2 protein-coding genes are annotated in these 1,690 nt (G+C 54.9%); one reads left to right on the forward strand and one right to left on the reverse strand.

What is annotated here, in order from left to right:
- Positions 1 to 547 precede the first annotated feature (547 nt).
- Positions 548 to 739, reverse strand: a complete 192-nt coding sequence (locus tag V6D20_17095) for a hypothetical protein (protein HEY9817498.1) — start codon at positions 737 to 739, stop codon at positions 548 to 550.
- A gap of 502 nt (positions 740 to 1,241) precedes the next feature.
- On the opposite strand from V6D20_17095, the gene V6D20_17100 reads away from it, so the two are divergent.
- On the forward strand, positions 1,242 to 1,690 hold a 449-nt coding region (locus V6D20_17100; protein HEY9817499.1), incomplete at its 3' end, for a hypothetical protein.

Genomic DNA, 1,690 nt, shown 5'->3' on the forward strand with positions numbered 1-1,690 from the left:
ACTAGTAACGAAAATAACAATAACCAGAACAATAGCAACCACAGCCATGGGAGTCAGGGTCAACCGAGTGGTCAGCAGCACTATATGCATCAGAATCAGGAGATGAAGGAAGAACTAAAGCAGTCGTCCCAAGATTCATCACAGCAGCAGCAGCAACCCCCTACTCCCCAGGAAATATTGGAATCAAACAAGCGTGCTGCCTTGGCTGGTCAGTGGAGGACCCCTCCGTTGCCAGTATTTCCCACGAGCGCTCCTTCTCAGCATCCGCACCAGCATTCTGCTCCCCCGGCTTCAGCTAGCAGCTCCTCATCAGCTCATTCCATGGGTCTTCCTCCGCCCAACAGTCTCCCTGAAAACTCGGAAGACTACGCCAAAGCTCTTCAGGAAGCCTATCGTCGTGGTGCCGAGGCTGCTGCTGCCATGGCGGTCCACCAGCAAAACATGTCTGCTTCCACGTCCTGTCCCAACTTTCAGGCCCCCATGAATGCTCCCGCTCCGCCCCCATCTCAGCAGCAGCAGCAGCAGGCACCTCAGCAACACCAACAGATCATGACTTCTCGAAGCGAGGAAATGACGTCTTCGTCTGGTTCTGCTTCCAGTGCTCCTCCAGCACCGCCACAGTATAGTCATCCACCCCCTCCGCCTCATCAACATCCGGTATATCATCATCCTCAGTACGCAGAGCATCCACATGTGGTTCATCACGCACCACCGCCTCACCCCCATCATCAACAGGCACCGCCCCAAGGACATCATCCTCCCCACTATCCTCCCCCGCCTCATTATGTGGCTCAGCCTCCTATGCAACCCACACAGCCACCGGGTCCAGCGCCACCAGCACAACAGGGGCCGCCCCCGCAGGCACCAGCAACACAACAACAGAGTGGAAGCCCTGGTACTACTACGACTACTCAACAACAGGCCGCCGTTCCCAATCCGTTGACCAACATGCCACCTCCGCCCAAACAGCCTCCCACGCAGCGGGCTCCCCCTCCGGCTACGGGAAGTTCTCAGATCGTGGTGCCTCCGGCTCAGCCTCGGTCGGTCAGTATGCCGGACATGTCATCTTACGCACATCAGGCGGAAGAAGAAAAGCGGCAAAAACGATTGGCTCGCAACCGGGCCAGTGCCCGGCTACGTCGTTTGCGCAAAAAGAATTTGGTATGTTACAAATTGCAGCATGTGCAAATAGACTGATAAGATTGTTTGGTCTGTGGTTTTATCTCTGTTTCTCACCTTAAATGTTGAATGCCAACTTTTTGCAGGTCGATGCCTACGAAACGGAAGTGGGTATTTTGGAAAAGACGTTGCAACAACTCAAGGCCCACGAATGGGGTTGTCCTACCACGGGGCCCGCCGCCGCCGCTGCTGCTACATCGGAAAAGAGCCATCAGTCTCTCCTCGAGGCGCTCTGTATGGACCGTGGTCAGCAAGTCATCTCAAGTGAACAGCGTGCCGAACAGTGCCAGGACATTCTGGAGCAGCAGCTCCAGCAAATGGAACTTTTGAGGCAGGTTCAGTTTGAGCAGCAGCTCCTGGCGGCCACGTCGTCAGAACAAAAGGACGAAGATCCTGAAATTGCCGAAATGGCCAACGAATTGTCTCAGGTGCTGGAATTGACCGACGATCAAAAGAGTCAACTGCAAGGTGCTAGCAAGGGTCTCGATGAAGAAATGGTGGCTCTGGATAC

Source organism: Candidatus Obscuribacterales bacterium, from assembly GCA_036703605.1.
GTDB lineage: Bacteria > Cyanobacteriota > Cyanobacteriia > RECH01 > RECH01 > RECH01.